Here is a 19,612-nt window from a genome sequence, read left to right on the forward strand (position 1 = left end):
TATTTGATGAAAAAGGAGAATATGATATGAACCCGGAAGTAACAGATTTCATTGATGCGATTAAAGAACCTTGGCAGGGAGAACTTGCAAGCAGCCTTCGGGAGGTTGTCTATCAAGCTATTCCCGAAGTGCAGGAGCGCATTCAGTATAAGAAACCCCATTTTTTGAAAAACGGGAAATATGCAGCCGTCATCTCCACTTCGAAAGATGCGGTTAGTTTTACGGTCTTTAATACGAGTGAAATCGAGCTTCCCGAAGGATTGTTTGATGGTCCACCGGAGAGAAAAACGATGAAGCTGCGTCAAGGACAGACGTTTGATTCTGAACAACTGGTGGGATGGGTAAGCCTTGCATCCGCAGCACTTTAACATCTTCTGCAAAGTAATAAGAACATTACATATATATGACATACACCTGGCATCGCAACTCGAATTGCGGTGTTTTTCTTTTTTTGAAAAAAATAATTTTCTTGACTTTGTCATATAACTATGGATTATAATAACGTTAATTCAAAACTTAGCTTTGATCAAAGACATGATTTCTTATACGAGCTGCCCAGAGAGAGAAGTACCAGCTGAAATCTTCTCCAGTAACCGGTTAGAAATTACCCCTTTGTAGCTGTGGCGTTGAACCCGCTCATCCATGGATAGCGGCAGTAAGTGTCACCGACTTGTCCCCGTTACCGGATACCAATAAGAACCTGCATATCCTTCTTTGTCCCATGGGCCAAGGCTGAAATGTTTGCAGGTTGAATTAGGGTGGAACCACGAGCTGAACGCACTCGTCCCTTTGTGGAGAGAGGCGTTTTTTTGCGTTCATAAATCAAACAAATACCAAGAAATGGAGGTAAAAGTCATGGAGATCAATATTACGCTGCCAGATGGAACAATTAGGAGGTATCCGCAAGGCACCACTATCGAAGAAGTTGCGGAGTCCATCAGTATCGGTCTGAAGAAAAATGCAGTTGCAGGCAAATTGAACGGCAAGATTGTTGATCTGAGTCAACCGATTGATGCGGATAGCCATATCGAGATTGTAACGCTGGACAGCCAGGATGGTCTGGAAATATACAGACATAGTACTGCACATCTGATGGCTCAGGCTATTAAACGGATCTACGGAGAAACAAGCGTTAAACTTGGCATTGGACCAGTTATTGAAGACGGATTTTATTATGATATCGATATCGAGAAGCCGCTGTCTTCGGAGGATCTCGAAGCGATAGAGCGGGAAATGGCCAAGATTACGCAAGAGAACCTGCCCATTATCCGCCGGGTCGTCAGTAGGGAAGAAGCTATTCGGGTCTTTGAAAAAGCGGAAGATCCGCTGAAACTAGAGCTCATCCGCGATTTGCCGAATGATGCTGAAATATCCATTTACGATCAAGGTGAGTTTTTCGATTTATGCCGTGGGCCGCATCTTCCTTCAACAGGCCGTATCAAGGCGTTCAAACTGCTGAACGTATCGGGTGCTTATTGGCGGGGAGATTCAAGCAACAAAATGCTGCAGCGTATTTACGGAACTGCATTTCCTAAAAAAGCGCAGCTCGATGAGCATCTTCATTTGCTTAAGGAGGCCAAGAAACGCGATCACCGCAAGCTTGGCAAGCAACTTGAGTTGTTTATGTTTTCGGAAGAAGCACCAGGCATGCCTTTCTTTCTGCCAAAAGGAATGACGATCCGTACAGAACTTGAGAATTTCGCTCGCGAGCAGCAGAGACAAAGAGACTACGATGAAGTTCGGACCCCACTCATGATGAACAACCGCGTCTGGGAACAATCCGGACATTGGGATCATTATAAAGACAATATGTACTTCACGAATGTGGACGAAACGAAGTTTGCGCTTAAACCGATGAACTGTCCGGGACATATGCTTATTTTCAAAAATAAGCTCCGCTCCTATCGGGAGCTGCCGATCCGCATATCAGAGTTTGGCCAAGTGCATCGGCATGAGTATTCGGGGGCGCTGAACGGGATGATGCGGGTACGGACGTTTTGCCAGGATGATGCACATCTCTTCGTCCTGCCTGAGCAAATTGAAGCAGAAATCGGACGGATCATTGAGCTGATCGATCATATGTATCAAGTGTTCGGGTTTGAATATAAGATTGAGCTGTCTACACGGCCAGAGGATTCGATGGGATCTGATGAGCTATGGGCTGAAGCGGAGACATCGCTGCAAAATGTTTTGGATAACCGCGGTATTGATTATCGTGTGAATGAAGGCGATGGGGCATTTTACGGACCGAAGATCGACTTTCATATTATGGATGCACTCAAAAGAAGCTGGCAATGCGGCACGATCCAGCTGGACTTTCAAATGCCAGAGAAATTCGATCTCACTTATGTCGGCGAAGATGGTCAAAAATACCGGCCGGTCGTTATCCACCGTGCAGTTTACGGTTCCATTGACCGGTTCATGGGGATGCTGACTGAGCATTACGCTGGGGCTTTTCCATTGTGGCTTGCACCTGTTCATGCGAAGCTGCTGCCCGTTTCTGAGAACTATGTCGACTATGCTTTTCAAGTGAAGCAATCATTAGAAGACGCAGGAATTCGGGTCGAAATCGATATTCGTAACGAAAAGCTTGGATATAAAATCCGTGAAGCTCAGCTGGAAAAGATGCCTTATATGCTGGTGCTGGGTGAAAATGAGAAGAACTCTGGCAGCGTCTCTGCAAGGAAACGCGGGGAAGGGGATCTTGGCTCAATGACGATCCAGAGTATTAAGGAACAAATAATTAAGGAAATTGCATCTAAACAATAAGATGACTTAAATAAACCCATTGCTTAAGTGGATTCATTTCACATGGCAGTGGGTTTTTTTGATGATCATTTCGTTCATGAATAAAGCTGAATACCACCTGAAAACTGTGAAACAATATAACAATTCAATACAACATGAGGAGGGAACTTAATGAAGAGGATCATTATGTCTATGATCGTGGTTCTATCTCTGATTATCCCTACAGGCAGAATTATGGGAGCGGAGAACAAAGATTGTAAAGTGCTCGATCAGATGTTTAACACAACAGTGAGACAGGAGAACGGCGTATGCAAGCTGGAGATCATGCGCAAGAACATTCCTGTGTCGAACTTGGGTGTAAAGCTTTCCCCTGAAACGATTGAACTTGGGTTTGGTGCCAACTTTGAAAAAGTAGGTGATAATACGGCAGTTATTGGTGAGTTTGCACTCCTCAGCGATGAAGTGAATCCCGTAATTGATGCGCTTCGCAAAGGAAACGTGGAAATATCTGCCGTGCATAACCATTTAATCGGCGAGCAGCCTCAGATCATTTATTTGCATTTTCAGGGACTGGGGAATGTTGAATCGTTAGCTAAGACGGTTAAAGAAGCCATCGCTTCTACAGATAGCAAGTAAATGAGATAAACAAATAAGGTGTGGAATCCATTCACACCTTATTTTGTGTTTCTCATAGTTATACAGCTTTAAACCAGCTCTCCATATTTATTTTATTAAGCATCACTAAGCTTGAGGACATATGTCCTTTCTTTTAAATCCCAATTTATTATTTAATTATTATCAAATAAGAATGGATGAGGAGTTAAGTCAGATGAGGGGAATTTTGTTTGCCTTTTTAGGAGGCGCGTTTATTACACTGCAAGGAGTGGCCAATGCCAGAATCAGTCAAGGCATCGGCACGTGGCAGGCAGCCGCGTTAACCCAGTTCACAGGCTTTGTCGCAGCATTGATTGTCATGCTCATCTTGCGTGATTTTAAAAGGCAGGGCTTCAAAAAAGTTAAACCTTTATACCTGAGTGCAGGAGCCTACGCAGCGGTTATTATTTTCAGTAATGTGACTGCCATTCAACATATTGGCGTAACGCTAACCGTGGCGTTAGTTATCATTGCCCAGCTGGCTTTGACCTTCCTGATGGATCATTACGGATGGTTCGGGCTGCAAAAGAAAAGAATGGGACTCCCCCAATTTTTCGGTATAGCCATGATGATTGCGGGTGTGGTGATCCTGAAATTTTAAACGTATAATTAACCCGGAAGATGAACATAGAAGGCTGGGGGATACAACGTCATGAAAGAAATAAAAGATCGCTCGCTATTGGCAGAGTATATGCACATTCATCAATTGCAGGACATTTTTAATGAGCCGCTGATCCCGCATATGTGCTTGTACAGCTTTGGACAAGGGGAATTCATATGCTCTCAAGGCGAGCCTGCACATTATTTATATGTTCTCGTTAAAGGAAAAATCAAAGTATACAACACTTCTACGGAAGGTAAAACGCTGATCATCTCTTTTAAAACAGCACTCGAAGTGATCGGTGATGTTGAATACGTTCAAGAAGCGGATTTTATCAACACGGTTGAAGCCGTATCTCCCGTATATATGATTGGGATTCATCATCAGTGGGTGAACATGTATGGAAAGGATCATATGCCACTGCTCCAATTTTTACTGAAAATTATTACGGGAAAGTTCTATATGAAATCGAATGCGCTTAGTTTTAATCTCATGTATCCGGTAGAAGTAAGACTCGCCAGTTACATCCTGTCGGTATCCTTTGATCCAACTGACGTTTTGTTCAGAGGTCATCTAAGCACATCCGAGTTACGGGATGCGGCGAACCTGATCGGAACGAGCTACAGGCATCTCAACCGGGTCATTTTACAGCTTTGCAATGAAGGGATTCTTGAACGTGGCAAAGGCTTCATTCATATTAAGGACAGAGAGCGGTTAATCACAATCGCGGGTCATAGTATCTACGAATAAATGATTGGGTAGGGGAGATAAAATAATGATTTCGGGACTTTTACTAGCCTTGTTGGCCGGTTCACTCGTTAGTTTGCAAAATATATTTAATAATAAAGTGAATATTCATGTGGGATCCTGGACCACAACAACTTTGGTGCTGGGTCTGGGCTTTGCAGCTTCCTTTACGCTCGGCTTGGTGTTTGAAGGTTCTGCAATGTTTGCTTTGCATCATTTGAAGCTCTGGTTTTGCTTCAGCGGATTGATCGGTGTTGGCGTCGTAACCTGTATGGTGCAGGGGATCAATCGTCTCGGGCCTACGTTTGCCGTTTCGATCAGCATGTGTGCGCAGCTTGGTTTTGCTTTATTATTTGATTCGATGGGCTGGCTCGGACTGGAGAAAGTCGACTTTACTTTCAAGCAGCTGATCGGGGTATTGGTCGTTGTTTGCGGTATCATTGTATTTAAGGTTGGTGGACGTGAGAAAAGAACGGCGAATGAACAGGGGTTGGTCGGATAAGAATACTACAGGTTTAGTAGATTATTCACAAATATTTTAAAGAAGATGATAGAGCGGCTGCTTCAAGCCTGCACTATCATTTTTTTGTGCCCCCGCGGAACCACTAGCACAAGACGTATGTTGGCCAATCGAATAATCTTTCCAAGAAAGGGTAATGTTATACAGAATATGACTCGCGAACCGGATAAGGGAGGCTTTCAACATGGAAAATACAAAAAATAAGAATCTAGCAGGGTCAACGATACAGAAGACGGTAGGAGATTACCTTTTCGATTGTCTGAAGCAGGTGGGAATCACGGAGATTTTTGGCGTGCCCGGCGATTATAATTTCACGTTGCTTGATGCGCTTGAGAGATCTGCAGGCATACGTTTTATCAATGGCCGGAATGAGCTGAATTCGGGATATGCTGCCGATGCCTACGCTAGAATAAAAGGAATATCGGCATTGATTACAACGTTTGGCGTCGGAGAAATGAGTGCTTGTAATGCGATTGCTGGAGCCAATAGCGAACATGTGCCCATCATTCACATTGTGGGCTCTCCGCCGGATATGGCTCAGAAAGAGCGTAAGCTAATGCATCATACGTTAATGGATGGAAATTATGATGCGTTCCGCAAAGTCTACGAACCGATCACGGCCTATACAGCGGTCATTACACCAGAGAATGCAGCGATCGAAATTCCAAATGCCATCCAAATCGCAAAGCAGAAGAAGAAACCAGTCTATCTTGTCGTTGCGGACGATCTGGTCACGAAGCAGGTCATGGCTCATCATGAAGCCGCTATGCCAAAACCAAAAACAAATCCGGGTACGCAGCAGGCTGCTCTGGATCATTTTAAACAGATGTTACACTCGGCTCAAAAAACGGTGATATTGGCTGATGTCAAAACGCAGCGTTTCCATCTGGAGGAATATGTACGCAAGCTTGCTGAATCGATGAATGTGCCGGTAGCATCCACCATGTTCGGAAAAGGGGCGTTTGATGAAAGCCATCCGTTATTTATAGGAATGTACGGCGGCGCTTTCGGCAGCCCTGAGGTGCGTGAAACGGTAGAAAAAGCGGATTGTGTTATTGCTGTAGGATTAGTATGGGCGGATACCAATACGACTAACTTTACGGCGAAACTGAATCCACTTCAGATGGTTAATATTCAGCCGGACAAGGTTAAGGTTGGGGAGGCGGAGTACCCGAATGTGCTTGCGGAAGATATACTGCTGGCATTACAGAATACAGGATATAAGCAGCAAGATACAGTTGCGAAGGGGCAGTACCCATACGACATGATGGCAGGTAATCCTGATGATCCACTCTCAGCCGTATCCTATTATCCGCGTTTTCAGCGGATGCTGAAAGAAGGGGATGTCGTTGTAGCGGAGACGGGTACCTTTTTTTACGGAATGGCACAGGTTAAACTTCCACATGCTGTGACATATATTGCCGAAGGTGGTTGGCAGTCCATCGGCTATGCGACACCATCGGCATATGGTGCCTGTATTGCGGCTCCAGCGCGGAGGGTGCTGCTTTTTACAGGGGATGGTTCTCTGCAGCTTACAGCCCAGGAGATTAGCTCGATGCTGTATTATGGCTGTAAGCCGGTCATTTTTGTTCTGAATAATGATGGGTATACGATCGAAAAGTACTTAAATGTGAAAACCGAAAACCAGACATATAATAAGATTCCGAAGTGGTCTTATACCAAGCTGGCAGAGGCATTCGGAGGGGATGCTTATACGGTCACCGTGTGCACCAATAAGGAATTGGATGAGGCGATCACCCGTGCGGAAACCGAGTGCAGCAGCAGGTTATGCATCATCGAAATGATCGCAAGCGATCCCATGGATGCTCCGGATTATATGCATAAGATGCGCGATTATATGGAGCAGCAGGAAAAGCAGCGCAGCTAGAGTGTAATACATGGTTCTGGATTTGATATATAACAGCATGTCTTTCAGGCAAATCAAGAATTCCCCGTTGTTCGGTCATTGTATTTCACCGGGCAACGGTTTTTTTTCATCTCGTCTTAACGGAGGGCGGTACGAGCTGAACTCAATGATGAGTGCCGACATTCTTGCAGAGGATGATGCATTTCTATTATATTTAGACAACGGCGTTCTTTTTTCGGACAAAGTAGATAAGGGGGAATCTTATGGCTGACGCATTAAAATCGATGTATAACCGGGATTTTTTTCGGGATTTCGGGGAAAAGGTTAAAGAAGCATACTCCGCTTTTGAGATCGAAGGATTTATAACAAAAATCATGGATGATACATGGGAAGAGCTTGCGTTAAAAGCGAGAACCCGCCGGATCAGCGAAACGCTGGGTGAATTTTTGCCGTCAGCTTATGAAGATGCCGTAGGTGTACTGTTTCAAATTGATGAGAAATGCGTCGGATTTCGATACTTATTTTTTCCGGATTTCGTAGAGGTTTATGGACTGACGGAAGAGCATTGGAGTCTTTCCATGGCGGCTCTGGAGAGATTCACCCAAAGGTCATCTGCTGAATTTGCGGTAAGATCGTTCATTATCCACGATCCGATACGAATGATGCGGCAAATGCTGGACTGGTCGCAGCATCCGAGTGAACATGTCAGGCGTCTGGCAAGTGAAGGATGCAGGCCTCGTCTCCCATGGGGGCAAGCGCTGACGATGTTCAAGAAGGATCCTGCTCCTGTGCTTATGATTTTGGAGCAGTTGAAAGAGGATTCCTCGCTGTATGTCCGCAAAAGCGTGGCCAACAATCTCAATGACATAGCTAAAGATCATCCTGCTGTAGTGATTAGTCTTGCCAAACGGTGGTTGGGCAGCAATGCCGATACGAACTGGATTGTCAGGCATGCCTGCCGAACCCTGATACGCAAGGCTGATCCGGAAATTCTGGAGCTTTTTGGCTATGCGAATTCGGACGAAGACGATCCTCTTGCTGCGACCGCAAGCTTGTCTATTGAACCTGAAATGCTCTCGATTGGCAGCGGCAGCGTGCTGCAATACGCGCTCCGCATCCGTGAGGGGGCATCTGCCCGTGTTCGGATTGAATATGGGATATATTTTGTGAAAGCGAACGGACAGACCTCCCGTAAATTATTTTTACTGTCTGATAAAACCGTTCCCGGAGGGTCCGGCTTGAATGGAGAACGCAAGCACAGTTGGGCAGATTTGACGACGCGGCGCCATTACCCGGGAGAGCACCGGATCGTGTTATTGGTGAATGGACAGGAAGTCGCGGAAACGATGCTCGTCCTTGACAAGGCTTCCCAATAAAGGCTAATCGCACACGAATATTGATGTATTTAAAAGGCACGGGGACATATTCCTCATGTCTTTTATTTTACTTTAAACTATTGACATACGGATAAGAGTTGAGTGATAATGTACGCGCGTACATAAAATTGATAATAGATATTTAAATTGAATAACCACAGTTTTTTTCAAAGGTGTGAGCCATATCGTTACACGAAAAGCGGTTGCCGAGATGGCTGGAGTCTCAGAAGCCACAGTCTCCCGCGTACTCAACAATGTGGGGCCGATGAGGGAAGAGACGAAGCAAAAGGTTCTGGAGGCCGCGGAGATTCTTGGCTATTATCCCAATGCCATTGCGCAAAGCTTTGCCCGCCGCCGAAGCGGGAATTTGGGAGTGATTCTCCCTTATGTACCGAAAGTGCATATTTTTTCAACCTATTATTTCTCGGAGATTTTAAATGGTATTGGAGAGCAGGTACGAGAGCTTGGATATGACATGCTTCTGATTTTTCGGAAACCCAGGCATGAGAACGGTTACATGGATCTATTCCGCTCGCAAAAGGTGGATGCTTGTATTCTGCTGGGTACGACGGATACGCCTGAGGAACGGACAGCTTTGAAAGCACTGGAAGAAGCGGGACATCCATTTTGCCTGGTGAACCAGCATTTTGAGGGGGAGCATTTCCTTGAAGTGGATGCAGATCATGAACAAGGTGCTTATGAAGCGGTGAAGCATTTGCTTAATGAGGGATACCGCAAGATTGCTTTTCTGAATGGTCCGCCGCAATACTCCAATAGTTTGGATCGTTTGAAGGGGTATGTACGGGCGATGACTGAAGCAGGACTGTTTAACCCTGATAAAAGCATAACTGAAGCGGTTCCTCCAGAATGGCTGAATTCGGGGAATTACAGCAGAACAAGCGGATATGAGGCTGCTTCACGTTTCTTTTGCAATAAAGATCATATTGAAGCGGTCTTTGCTGCGAATGACCGTATGGCGATCGGGCTGATGCAGGGTTTTCGGGATTTGGGCGTGCTTCCGGGCAAGGATGTCGCCATTGCGGGATACGATGATTCGGACGCGGCGAGGATTACGGATCCTCCGCTGACGAGTGTCGCGGTACCTTTTTACCAGATGGGGGTGATGGCTGCCAAGCTGCTGCTATCGGATTCTGGATCAGAAGATTCTGAGATGGATGGCGCATTTGATCATCGGCAGCAGGTCCAATTGGGGACGAAACTGATTGTTCGTTCATCAAGCAAGGGTAACCAGGCATAGGATTCATAGAGTTGTAAATGAAAAGGAGGACGGAAATCGATGAAGCAGATTCATGTGGGGATGGTAGGATACAAATTTATGGGGAAAGCACATAGTCATGCGTACCGGGATATTCCGATGTTTTTTCCAAATACAATTCAGCCAGTGATGCAGGCTGTTTGCGGACGTGATGCAGATGGAGTATCCAAGGCTGCCAAGCAGTTCGGCTGGAATGAATATGTGACTGACTGGAAAGAGCTCGTACAACGTGAAGACATTGATCTTATCGATATCAACGCACCTAGTGATATGCACAAAGAGATTACGTTGGCAGCTGCGAAAGCAGGAAAGCATCTTTTTTGCGAGAAGCCACTCGCGCTGTCCTTAAAGGATTCGCGAGAAATGTTGGAAGCTGCAGAAGCCGCGGGTGTAAAGCATATGGTTGGTTTTAATTACCGCTTTGCTCCTGCCGTTCAGCTCGCCCGGAAACTGATCCAGGAAGGCCGTCTGGGACAGATCTATCATTTCCGCGGCTGGTTTTTGCAGGACTGGATTTTGGATCCGGATTTCCCGCTTGTATGGCGCTTGCAGAAGGATGTAGCGGGATCAGGTTCACATGGCGACCTGGGTGCACATACCATCGATTTGGCCCATTATCTTATTGGTGATATCGAAGAAGTGATTGGAATGAGTGAGACCTTTATTAAAGAACGCCCGCTTCCGGGATCGATGAGCGGGCTCAGTGCCAAAGGGAGTCAAAGTAATGAAAAAGGTGAAGTTACCGTGGACGATGCGACGATGTTCCTCGCCCGCTTTGGAAATGGAGCCTTGGGCAGCTTCGAGGCAACACGCTTCGCGGCAGGTCACCGCTGTACGAATTCCTTTGAGATCAATGGAAGCAAAGGCAGTGTGAAATTTGATTTCGAGCGGATGAACGAGCTGCAGGTATATTTCACGGATGATGCCGAAGATGTTCAGGGATTTCGTCGTATTCTCGCAACAGATCCCGCGCATGCTTACGCCGAAGCCTGGTGGCCTCCAGGTCATACGATTGGTTTTGAACACACGTTCATCCATGAAACGGTTGAGCTGCTGCAGGCTATTGAAGAAGACCGTCAGCCTGTCCCTAACTTCGCCGATGGCGTAAAATGCCAGCAGGTGCTTGAAGCCGTGGAATTATCGATAACCGAAAGACGCTGGGTACAAACGAAAGAGCTGTAAGGTACAACAATATTTGATTGTAAAGGAGATGTCCATCTTATGAAGAAGGCATTGATCGTCTGGGGAGGCTGGCTCGGGCACCAACCCGAGGAAGTCTCAGCGATATTCCGCGGGATATTGGAAAATGAGGGTTATGCAGTGGAAGTGGCAAATACACTCGCGGCTTTTGATGACGCGGAAAAGCTGAAATCGCTTGACTTGATTGTTCCGGTGTGGACCATGGATGAAATCAGTCAGGACCGAGTTAATAATGTGTCGGCAGCCGTACAAAGCGGCGTTGGCTTGGCTGGTTGTCATGGCGGTATGTGCGATTCTTTCCGCAGCAACGTCGATTGGCAGTTCATGACGGGTGGGAATTGGGTGGCTCATCCCGGCAATGACGGAACAGCGCATCGCATTAATATCGTCAATACATCGAGCGCACTGATGGAAGGCATTCAGGATTTTGATGTATCCACCGAGCAATATTATCTTCATATTGATCCGGCAATCGAAGTGCTGGCTACGACTCGTTTTCCGGTTGCAGATGGTCCTCATATATTCAATAAAGCCGTTGATATGCCGGTAGTCTGGACGAAGAGATGGGGCATTGGCCGGGTGTTCTATTGCTCACTTGGACATCAGGCGGACGTAATCGAGCTCCCTCCGGTGAAGGAGATCATGCGCAGAGGCCTGATGTGGGCTGCCGAAGGCAAATCAAAGTCTGAGAAGCAGAGCGCGGAAGGCGTATATACCGGAATGCAGGATAGTCAGGTCTGATAGACTACATAGATTGGAGAGTCCGTGTACATGAGAAAAGTAAATATAGGCATTATCGGTTGCGGGAATATCAGCGGGATTTATTTTGAAAATCTGAGGATGTTCAGTGCAGTCGATGTTATCGCTTGTGCTGATCTGGATCTTAATCGGGCACAGGCAAGAGCTGAAGAGTTCGGGATTCCCAAAGGCTGCACGGTAGCCGAACTGCTCGCGGATCCGCAAATTGAGCTGGTCGTGAATCTTACCATTCCCGCTGCGCATAGTCAGGTTTGCCTTCAAGTATTAGAAGCAGGAAAACATGTCTACGTTGAAAAACCGCTTGCGGTTACGCGGGAAGAAGGTCAGGCGATCCTTGCCAAAGCGAAGGAGAAGAGTCTGCTTGTAGGCAGCGCTCCGGACACCTTTCTCGGTGGTGGAATCCAGACCTGCATCAAACTGATTGAGGACGGGTGGATTGGCACGCCAGTCGCTGCAACCGCCTTTATGATGTCCCGGGGGCATGAGCATTGGCATCCGGATCCGGAGTTTTATTATGCCAAGGGCGGAGGACCGCTGTTTGATATGGGGCCTTATTATCTGACTGCTTTAATTGCCATGCTGGGCCCTATTAAACGCGTGGCGGGTATGGCGAAAATATCCTATCCGGAACGTACGATTACAAGCAAGAAAAAGTTCGGACAGGTCATTCCTGTGGAAACGCCAACCCATGTGGCAGGGGTTCTTGATTTTCACAGCGGCGTCGTGGGAACGATGATCACTTCCTTTGATGTATTTGGTGACAGCCATCTGCCGTGGATTGAGATCTATGGAAGCCAGGGAACGATTCATGTTCCGGATCCAAATACCTTTGGGGGCCCTGTGCTGCTTAAGCGTCATGACTCACCGGATTGGAAGGAGATACCTCTTTCCCACGGTTATACGGCGAACTCTCGGGGGATTGGCGTTCTCGACATGGTCTATGCGCTGAATGGCAGCAGGATCAACCGCGTAAATGGTGAGCTTGGTTATCACGTACTTGAAGCGATGCATGCTTTCCATGACTCTTCCGAGCAAGACCGATATTATATGATGAAAAGCACATGCGAACGGCCGATGCCGATGCCGCAGCATTTACCGTTTGGCGTTTTGGATTAAAGTCAAAAACCCATTACTTATGTAATGGGTTTTTTATTGTGATTCATTAGGATCCGATGGCTTCCGGTACTGCTTCCGGTAATTCTGAGGCGATAAACCGAATTTATGCTTGAAGCATCTCGAAAAATAGCTGACCTGAGAAAAACCGATGTCTTCCGTAATCCGCTGGACGGATGCATCCGTTTGGATTAAGAGGCTTCGTCCTTGATCTAGTCGATACTGCAGTAAATACTCCAGCGGCGTGCAGTTATAGGTGGCTTTCATGCATCTCGCCAAATAATTCTCATGCACATGAAAATGTGTGGACAGATCATGGTTGGTAATCGAGTTGCTGAAATTTTGCCTCAGATAGATTTCAACCTGTTCCGCCAGTTGGGTGGAGCTATCCTTCTGGTTCTCGCCCAGTTCAAGACTTTGGATAACCTGCATAAAAGTCTGCTGCGTTTCCCATAATGCAAGCTTACCAGGCTTAAGCGTGGATGCCATTAATAGGTCTAGAATTCTAAATAACTCATGTGGGTAAGCAACCCGCTGAAATTTGGGCAGATGGACCGTGGTATTCTCGGTATGAAAATGGAGCTTTGAAATGGATGAGTTCCCTGTCATGAAAGCAGGCTCCAGCTGAGCGTTCCAACGATTATGTGTTTGAAAATGAAACCAATAAAAGGATGTCTCTTCAGGGCAAGCTTCAATCGAAAAGTGATGCTTGTCCGGTTCAAGAATCAACGCATGATTCTCTGTTATTTCCCACTGCTGATCCTCTTCGCCTATAAACAATATCCCCTTTTTAACGATGATTACATCAAAATATCCCAGTTTGAACCGATCCGGGTGAACGTCGCCTTTGCGATAGGTTGTGATGTTTCCTTCAATGAAATATGGAAAGGGAGGAACAAGAAAGGAAAGATAACCGGATGTTGTCATGATGCATCCCCTTTTGTATGAAATTGTGCAACTGTTGGTTTGAATAAGTGATTTCTACTAAAAAAATGATCTGCTAAAATGATCACCATAACAAGGATAATGACAGTCATAGCAAGATTATATTTTACTTTACCGTGAATGGCAAAGAAATGAAAGCGTTATATAAATTTTGAAAAGGATGGTTGCTATAATGAAACTAATTACGCCAGTCAAGCATGCAATCGTAGAAGATCATTTTTGGAAGAAATATAAGGATATCGTCGCAGAAGAGGTTATTCCATATCAATGGAAGGCATTAAATGATGAATTGCCGGATACCGAACCAAGTCATGCGATAGAAAATTTCAGGATTGCCGCCGGCGAGTCCAGCGGGGAATATTACGGCACCGTGTTTCAGGACAGCGATGTAGCGAAATGGCTCGAAACCGTAGCTTACAGCTTAAGGGATCATCCCAATCCATTATTGGAAAAGGAGGCAGATGAGCTGATCGCATTACTAGGCCGTGCACAAGGAGAGGACGGATACTTAAACACCTATTATTTGTTGCAAGAACCGGATAACCGGTGGACGAACCTTCGCGATAACCACGAGCTATACTGCGCCGGCCATTTCATTGAAGCGGCTGTGGCGTATTATGAGACGACAGGCAAATCAGAATTACTGGACATCATCGAGAAGTATGTAGCTTTAATCGACAGCGTATTTGGCCCTGAAGAGGCAAAGTTAAAAGGATATCCCGGGCATGAAGAGATCGAACTTGCTCTCGTCAAATTGTACGAAGTAACCGGAAAAGAACCATACTTAAATTTAGCCCGGTACTTTATTGATCAACGCGGCCAGCATCCGGTCTATTTTGTGGAAGAAAAAGAAAATAGGAAGCAGAGGATCTCCGCACCAACATGGAATGACGAGAATCAGGTGAATTTTGGACTGGGTTTTGAATACCAACAAGCGCATCAACCGGTGAGGGAGCAGACAGAAGCTGTAGGGCATGCGGTACGGGCGATGTATTTGTATATTGCGATGGCCGATCTGGCAGCGATAACCGGAGACCCCGAGCTCAAGAAAACCTGTGAGCTTCTCTGGCAAGATGTAACGGAGCATAAAATGTATATCACGGCAGGGATCGGTTCGGCAGTTAACGGGGAGGCATTCACATGTAATCACGATCTGCCTAATGACAGCATGTATTGTGAGACCTGCGCTTCTGTAGGACTGGCTTTCTGGGCAAGCCGGATGCTGCGTTTGGAGCCGGATCGGCAATACGCGGATGTTCTGGAGCGCGCCCTCTACAATGGAACCTTAAGTGGAATGGATTTGGACGGAAAACGATTCTTTTACGTCAATCCCTTGGAAGTGAATCCTTATCAAAAGGCCAGAAAAGATCAGGAACATGTCAAAACGGAGCGTCAAAAATGGTTTTTCTGTGCATGCTGCCCGCCAAACCTGGCGCGAATGATTGCATCCGTAGAAGATCATATATACAGCCAAACCGAAGATACATTGTTTGCGCATTTGTATATCGCAGGGAAAATGAAAACATCCCTTTCCGGCGCAGAGGTTGAGATTTCCCAAACCCACCTGTATCCATGGGATGGAAGCATTGAGTTCCTGATCCATACCGGAGACGCTGTGAAGTTTAATCTTGCCTTACGAATTCCGGGCTGGTGTAAGGATGCAAGAGTTAAGATCAATGGGGAAGAGGCTTCGCTTGAACATCTGGAGAAGGGGTATCTGTATATTCACCGGACATGGAATGATGATGATATCGTTTCGATCGAATTGCCCATGCGAGTAGAACGTCTAAGAAGTAATCCGCTGGTGTCCATGAATCAGGGACAAATCGCCCTGCAGCGCGGTCCGGTTGTGTATTGTGTGGAAGAAGCGGATAACGGAGCCAACTTGGCAGCTCTTCGGCTACCCCAGGATAGCGATATGAAGGCTGACTATGATGAACATCTCTTGAATGGGATTGTAAAAATCACGGCTGAGGGTTATCGGGTGGAGCCTGTAGCTGCATTATATACGACCGAAGCGCCCAAGCTGAGTCCACAGACCATCACGGCAATTCCTTATTATGCGTGGTGCAACAGGGAAAAGGGAGAAATGCGCGTTTGGCTGCATGAAATGTAATACATCATCAAGATTCGGGATGCTGGGCAAGGAAGCATTCGTTCTATTTAACGAAATGGCTGCAGGGGATACGAATGAATCGCGGATTCAAAAAAGCTGACTACGGAATTCACCGTGGTCAGCTTTTTTATATCAGGGCTGTTCGTTTAAAAGGCTACTCCGATTCCACCCTCCCCTGCGTACACGCCCATAATTGGACCCATGTTGGAGAAGAGGATTTCTTTAAACGGATGCTTTTCCAAGATTCGCTCTTTGAATTCGAGTGCACGCTTCTCACAGTTACTGTGCACGATCGCAAGGATACCCTTTTCATAGTCATGCTGTTTATCTTCCAGCCGTGCCATAATACTGGACAAAGCTTTTTGGAACCCTCGATTTTTCTCAACGACTTCAACCGTTCCATCTTCACTGATTTTCAGCAACAGTTTAATATGGAGTACGGAAGCAACCGCCCCGGATAGACGGCTTAGACGTCCACCCTTGATTACATTCTCCAATGTATCCAGTGTGAAGAACGCGCTTACATCCTTTACCTGCTTAAGAACTCTATCTTTTAATTCATGTATACATGTGCTGGTTTGGGACCACTTAGCGGCCAGGGCTACAAGCAGAGAGAGTCCGCCAGAGAAAGTTTTGGAGTCAACAACCTCAACACGGCTCGTATGGCCTTCTTCCTCATACATTTCTTTTGCGATCATTGCCGCCTGATACGTACTGCTTATATTGGATGACATGCTAATGACAAGGATATCAGTGCCTGCTTCAACTTCCCTGAATTTCTCAAGGAACTGCATTGGACTCGGGCTAGCTGTAGTCGGCAGGTCTTTGGATTCCTTCATTTTGGAATAAAACTCGCAGGCATCCATATTGTCATCCATCTTTTCATTGTGAAAATGCACCGCAAGCTTGACAATGGAAATATTAAATTTCTCAATATACTCAAGGGGCAGGTCGGAACCGCTGTCGGTAATAATCTTGATCGGCATAAAGCAGATGCTCCTTTTATGTCCATGATGGACGAATACTCAAAAATCAAGATGTTGTTTTACCAAGCAGCTTCACCTTGTATATATTGAGTTCTACTAACTCTACCTTATAATTGATAGGAAGTCTATTCACCATAAAATACCATAAAAACAAGGAGAAACACATGCTGTGGGGAATTAGAATCTAATGAAATAATATATGGACAAAACGCACAAGCATATCACTCATACCAGAATACATTATTATTTATAAAATGAATTCTGAGGTGAAGAGGATGCCTGCGAAAAAGAAGATGAGCAAAAAGAGATCATCAGCGAAGTGGTTGGGAAAACCGGTTCTGGTGGTACTGAAAGATGGCAGCTATTATGTAGGGACGATGAGCGGGATAGACCAGCATGGTGTGACTTTATCCGGATTTCGGGCGGACCCAAAGATGACGGATGCAATCATGCGAAGCGGGGACAAAGCCCAAGTCTCTGGCCTGTTAAGTTCTCTATTCTTTGGTGGTTCTTCCCGTGCCCGTGCGGCCCGTCCGACCCGTCCGGGAGGCGTAAGAGCCGGCGGTGGCAATGGCGGTAATGGGAAAGGGATGTTTGGTTTCATCGGACAAATGATCCCGCATATTCGTATTGGAATGAATGTGATGAGAACGATCATGCCTTTGATGGGAGGATTTTTCAAATAGTTCAAGATGGACTGCTTTTCTCAATCATTTCAAGCATCGGGCATCCGGAGGAAAGGGGGGTAATCCGTTCCTTCAGGGTGTTTTCTTTTTGAAAATTCGGAACATTACAGGGAGAAGCGTTATGAAAAAATACGATAAATACATTCCTTTGTTCGTTATTCTTTACATATTGGCTTTGTTTGGGACGGTTATTTACACCGTTGGTTTATTTACTTCATTCGAGAGGGAAGTAACGACCGGAATTATTAAAGGTAAAGAAGTTACTTCTATTCAAATAAACAGAATGGAATCGTCGGCAGATCAAGAAATCATCGTAAAAGACAAGAAGGAAATAGCAGAAATAATGTTTTCTTTCTCAAAAGTGAAGTTAAGAGAAACGAACTCATCGCATATTCGGTTTAAGGTGTCGTACTGGATGATGATCCATGTCGATAATGAAAGAAGATTACTACTCACTCTATATGACGATAAATTTTTAACCATTTATAATCCTGAAAAAACCAAAGATAAAAGCCGCGTTTACAAAATAAGAAATAAATATGATCTGAAATCCATTGAAGACGCGTTCACATCCCAATAATATGTGTAAGTTTTACTAACGGATCATTGTCATTTTGGAAGTCATATGGGTAAAGACTCAAACATCAATCTATGATTTATGTTTGTCTTTACCTATTTTTTCGTGAAAGCCTTTTCACTTTTGTTTAAATGTGGTATCTTGGAAATAACTTAAATGTGTCTAAATTGTGAATCGATGCGAAATCTGAGCGTATGATAAAGCATCATTGTTATTAGGAGGAGTTATCCATGATCACCACGTTGATTCTTGTATTGTTCACTGCTGCATTAATCGGAGTATTAATTTTCGGAAAGAAACATGAAATTTTAATTGCAAACCTCATGAATGCGATGCTGTTTATCGGACTTGCGGTTGCATTTGGATTGAACAATAACCCGAGTGGACTGTTTTATCTGACGATTGCTTTTTACTTTGTCATCCCAATGTACGGCGTAATTGGACTCTTTGCCGTGATGAAGAAAAGCCGCACGAATAAACCGGATTCTCTCGTTTAAACCACTGCACATTCGATGATTTGTTCATGAAACCGACTCCTCTGTGGGGTTGGTTTTTATTCGTTTGGTCACCAGATACCCACAATCCTGGGCCAGGTGTTATAATTATATTATAGGGTTCATAGTAGACGAATGATCGACATGTGAGGGGGAGATTACAATTAGAACATTAGCGATTAGTGATATTCATGGCTGTTACGGCGAGTTTAACCAGCTTTTACAAAAAATCCAGTTTGATCCTGCGGAGGACACACTAGTACTGCTGGGAGATTATGTGGATCGAGGCGCTAACAGTAGAGAGGTTATTGAAAAGGTCAAAGCATTAAAGGAAGATTATGGGGTTATTACACTGCGAGGCAATCATGACCAGATGATGTATGATGTCCTGATAAAAGATACGGAAGAGCTGAATGCGAGATGGATCAGAAACGGTGCACGCCAAACCATCGAAAGTTACTGTGGGCATGATTATTTCGGTGAAGAAATGGAAAAGGAAAAATTTATGGAGGCGAAAAAATACATCAAGAGCCAATACATGCATCATTTGGATTTTATCAATAGCCTCGATTTTTATTATGAATCTGACACACATATCTTTGTCCATGCAGGGATTAACCCATTGTATGAAGACTGGAGGAAGCAGCCTCATGATGATTTTATATGGATCAGGGATCCTTTTTACAGTAATCCGACCGGGTTGGATAAAAAGGTTGTTTTTGGTCATACTCCGGTGATTTATCTGCATGAATCGGAACACATCTGGTTCAGTCCGGCGGGTGATAAAATCGGGATCGATGGAGGCTGTGTGTTCGGTAAGCAGCTGAATTGCCTGGAAATCAGTGAGGATGACGAGTATACCATGCATTATATAAGAAAGGGAGAGTCTTCCCTTTTTGATGCTGTATAACTTCCAGGGAATAGAATAAATCACAAAAAGAAGACCC

Annotated in this window: 19 protein-coding genes; 17 read left to right on the plus strand and 2 right to left on the minus strand. The window is 45.3% G+C overall.

The features are described from left to right. Positions 1–26: 26 nt before the first annotated feature. The 12 genes from E6W40_RS09065 (at position 27) to E6W40_RS09120 (ending at position 12,864) form a co-directional block, all read left to right on the plus strand. Entirely contained in the window at positions 27–368 is a 342-nt protein-coding gene (locus tag E6W40_RS09065) for a DUF1801 domain-containing protein (RefSeq protein WP_136605183.1), read from the plus strand. A gap of 487 nt (positions 369–855) precedes the next feature. Beyond that, complete coding sequence (gene thrS / locus E6W40_RS09070; RefSeq protein ID WP_136605184.1) at positions 856–2,769, plus strand: threonine--tRNA ligase; 1,914 nt, start codon at positions 856–858, stop codon at positions 2,767–2,769. Between the two features lie 150 nt (positions 2,770–2,919). Further along, complete coding sequence (locus tag E6W40_RS09075; protein ID WP_136605185.1) at positions 2,920–3,384, plus strand: DUF1259 domain-containing protein; 465 nt, start codon at positions 2,920–2,922, stop codon at positions 3,382–3,384. Between the two features lie 193 nt (positions 3,385–3,577). Further along, on the plus strand, positions 3,578–4,003 hold the full coding sequence (locus E6W40_RS09080) for a DMT family transporter (protein ID WP_136605186.1): 426 nt from the start codon (positions 3,578–3,580) through the stop codon (positions 4,001–4,003). A 51-nt stretch (positions 4,004–4,054) separates the two neighbouring features. Beyond that, the gene (locus tag E6W40_RS09085; RefSeq protein WP_136605187.1) at positions 4,055–4,753 is read left to right on the plus strand and encodes a Crp/Fnr family transcriptional regulator; all 699 of its coding nucleotides are present in this window, start codon (positions 4,055–4,057) and stop codon (positions 4,751–4,753) included. A 25-nt stretch (positions 4,754–4,778) separates the two neighbouring features. Beyond that, the gene (locus E6W40_RS09090; RefSeq protein ID WP_136605188.1) at positions 4,779–5,252 is read left to right on the plus strand and encodes a DMT family transporter; all 474 of its coding nucleotides are present in this window, start codon (positions 4,779–4,781) and stop codon (positions 5,250–5,252) included. A gap of 202 nt (positions 5,253–5,454) precedes the next feature. Further along, complete coding sequence (locus tag E6W40_RS09095; RefSeq protein WP_136605189.1) at positions 5,455–7,158, plus strand: alpha-keto acid decarboxylase family protein; 1,704 nt, start codon at positions 5,455–5,457, stop codon at positions 7,156–7,158. Between the two features lie 242 nt (positions 7,159–7,400). Further along, entirely contained in the window at positions 7,401–8,513 is a 1,113-nt protein-coding gene (locus E6W40_RS09100; RefSeq protein WP_136605190.1) for a DNA alkylation repair protein, read from the plus strand. 175 nt (positions 8,514–8,688) lie between these two features. Next, the gene (locus tag E6W40_RS09105) at positions 8,689–9,771 is read left to right on the plus strand and encodes a LacI family DNA-binding transcriptional regulator (RefSeq protein ID WP_425464917.1); all 1,083 of its coding nucleotides are present in this window, start codon (positions 8,689–8,691) and stop codon (positions 9,769–9,771) included. Positions 9,772–9,810: 39 nt separating this feature from the next. Continuing rightward, positions 9,811–10,971 carry a Gfo/Idh/MocA family protein gene (locus E6W40_RS09110; RefSeq protein WP_136605191.1) on the plus strand — a complete coding sequence of 387 codons (1,161 nt, stop codon included), beginning with the start codon at positions 9,811–9,813 and terminating at the stop codon, positions 10,969–10,971. A 39-nt stretch (positions 10,972–11,010) separates the two neighbouring features. Further along, positions 11,011–11,730 (plus strand): ThuA domain-containing protein, encoded by a 720-nt coding sequence (locus tag E6W40_RS09115; RefSeq protein WP_136605192.1) that lies wholly within the window; start codon positions 11,011–11,013, stop codon positions 11,728–11,730. 30 nt (positions 11,731–11,760) lie between these two features. Further along, positions 11,761–12,864, plus strand: a complete 1,104-nt coding sequence (locus E6W40_RS09120) for a Gfo/Idh/MocA family protein (protein WP_136605193.1) — start codon at positions 11,761–11,763, stop codon at positions 12,862–12,864. 33 nt (positions 12,865–12,897) lie between these two features. Here E6W40_RS09120 and E6W40_RS09125 read toward each other — a convergent pair whose 3' ends face one another. Next, complete coding sequence (locus tag E6W40_RS09125) at positions 12,898–13,788, minus strand: helix-turn-helix domain-containing protein (protein WP_136605194.1); 891 nt, start codon at positions 13,786–13,788, stop codon at positions 12,898–12,900. A gap of 190 nt (positions 13,789–13,978) precedes the next feature. On the opposite strand from E6W40_RS09125, the gene E6W40_RS09130 reads away from it, so the two are divergent. Further along, positions 13,979–15,922 (plus strand): glycoside hydrolase family 127 protein, encoded by a 1,944-nt coding sequence (locus E6W40_RS09130; protein ID WP_136605195.1) that lies wholly within the window; start codon positions 13,979–13,981, stop codon positions 15,920–15,922. A gap of 146 nt (positions 15,923–16,068) precedes the next feature. Here E6W40_RS09130 and E6W40_RS09135 read toward each other — a convergent pair whose 3' ends face one another. Further along, positions 16,069–16,908, minus strand: a complete 840-nt coding sequence (locus E6W40_RS09135) for a DegV family protein (RefSeq protein WP_136605196.1) — start codon at positions 16,906–16,908, stop codon at positions 16,069–16,071. 275 nt (positions 16,909–17,183) lie between these two features. Here E6W40_RS09135 and E6W40_RS09140 point away from each other — a divergent pair, with 275 nt between their 5' ends. The 4 genes from E6W40_RS09140 (at position 17,184) to E6W40_RS09155 (ending at position 19,575) form a co-directional block, all read left to right on the plus strand. After that, a complete protein-coding gene (locus E6W40_RS09140) occupies positions 17,184–17,594 on the plus strand; it encodes an LSm family protein (protein ID WP_136605197.1) in 411 nt (136 codons plus the stop codon). A 121-nt stretch (positions 17,595–17,715) separates the two neighbouring features. After that, positions 17,716–18,174 carry a hypothetical protein gene (locus E6W40_RS09145; RefSeq protein WP_136605198.1) on the plus strand — a complete coding sequence of 153 codons (459 nt, stop codon included), beginning with the start codon at positions 17,716–17,718 and terminating at the stop codon, positions 18,172–18,174. Positions 18,175–18,401: 227 nt separating this feature from the next. Then, on the plus strand, positions 18,402–18,668 hold the full coding sequence (locus E6W40_RS09150; protein WP_136605199.1) for a hypothetical protein: 267 nt from the start codon (positions 18,402–18,404) through the stop codon (positions 18,666–18,668). Positions 18,669–18,843: 175 nt separating this feature from the next. Then, entirely contained in the window at positions 18,844–19,575 is a 732-nt protein-coding gene (locus E6W40_RS09155) for a metallophosphoesterase family protein (protein WP_281281475.1), read from the plus strand. Positions 19,576–19,612: the final 37 nt, after the last annotated feature.

Origin of the sequence: Paenibacillus dokdonensis, assembly GCF_004916975.1 — a bacterium.
Lineage (GTDB): Bacteria > Bacillota > Bacilli > Paenibacillales > Paenibacillaceae > Paenibacillus_AQ > Paenibacillus_AQ dokdonensis.

Bases quoted from the DNA above. Each gene is read 5' to 3' on its own strand.
- E6W40_RS09145 (WP_136605198.1), top strand. From the start codon at position 17,716: ATGAAAAAATACGATAAATACATTCCTTTGTTCGTTATTCTTTACATA.
- E6W40_RS09095 (WP_136605189.1), top strand. From the start codon at position 5,455: ATGGAAAATACAAAAAATAAGAATCTAGCAGGGTCAACGATACAGAAG.
- E6W40_RS09085 (WP_136605187.1), top strand. From the start codon at position 4,055: ATGAAAGAAATAAAAGATCGCTCGCTATTGGCAGAGTATATGCACATT.
- E6W40_RS09120 (WP_136605193.1), top strand. From the start codon at position 11,761: ATGAGAAAAGTAAATATAGGCATTATCGGTTGCGGGAATATCAGCGGG.
- E6W40_RS09090 (WP_136605188.1), top strand. From the start codon at position 4,779: ATGATTTCGGGACTTTTACTAGCCTTGTTGGCCGGTTCACTCGTTAGT.
- E6W40_RS09135 (WP_136605196.1), bottom strand. From the start codon at position 16,908: ATGCCGATCAAGATTATTACCGACAGCGGTTCCGACCTGCCCCTTGAG.
- E6W40_RS09110 (WP_136605191.1), top strand. From the start codon at position 9,811: ATGAAGCAGATTCATGTGGGGATGGTAGGATACAAATTTATGGGGAAA.
- thrS (WP_136605184.1), top strand. From the start codon at position 856: ATGGAGATCAATATTACGCTGCCAGATGGAACAATTAGGAGGTATCCG.
- E6W40_RS09150 (WP_136605199.1), top strand. From the start codon at position 18,402: ATGATCACCACGTTGATTCTTGTATTGTTCACTGCTGCATTAATCGGA.
- E6W40_RS09075 (WP_136605185.1), top strand. From the start codon at position 2,920: ATGAAGAGGATCATTATGTCTATGATCGTGGTTCTATCTCTGATTATC.
- E6W40_RS09125 (WP_136605194.1), bottom strand. From the start codon at position 13,788: ATGACAACATCCGGTTATCTTTCCTTTCTTGTTCCTCCCTTTCCATAT.
- E6W40_RS09065 (WP_136605183.1), top strand. From the start codon at position 27: ATGAACCCGGAAGTAACAGATTTCATTGATGCGATTAAAGAACCTTGG.
- E6W40_RS09080 (WP_136605186.1), top strand. From the start codon at position 3,578: ATGAGGGGAATTTTGTTTGCCTTTTTAGGAGGCGCGTTTATTACACTG.
- E6W40_RS09130 (WP_136605195.1), top strand. From the start codon at position 13,979: ATGAAACTAATTACGCCAGTCAAGCATGCAATCGTAGAAGATCATTTT.
- E6W40_RS09100 (WP_136605190.1), top strand. From the start codon at position 7,401: ATGGCTGACGCATTAAAATCGATGTATAACCGGGATTTTTTTCGGGAT.
- E6W40_RS09140 (WP_136605197.1), top strand. From the start codon at position 17,184: ATGCCTGCGAAAAAGAAGATGAGCAAAAAGAGATCATCAGCGAAGTGG.
- E6W40_RS09115 (WP_136605192.1), top strand. From the start codon at position 11,011: ATGAAGAAGGCATTGATCGTCTGGGGAGGCTGGCTCGGGCACCAACCC.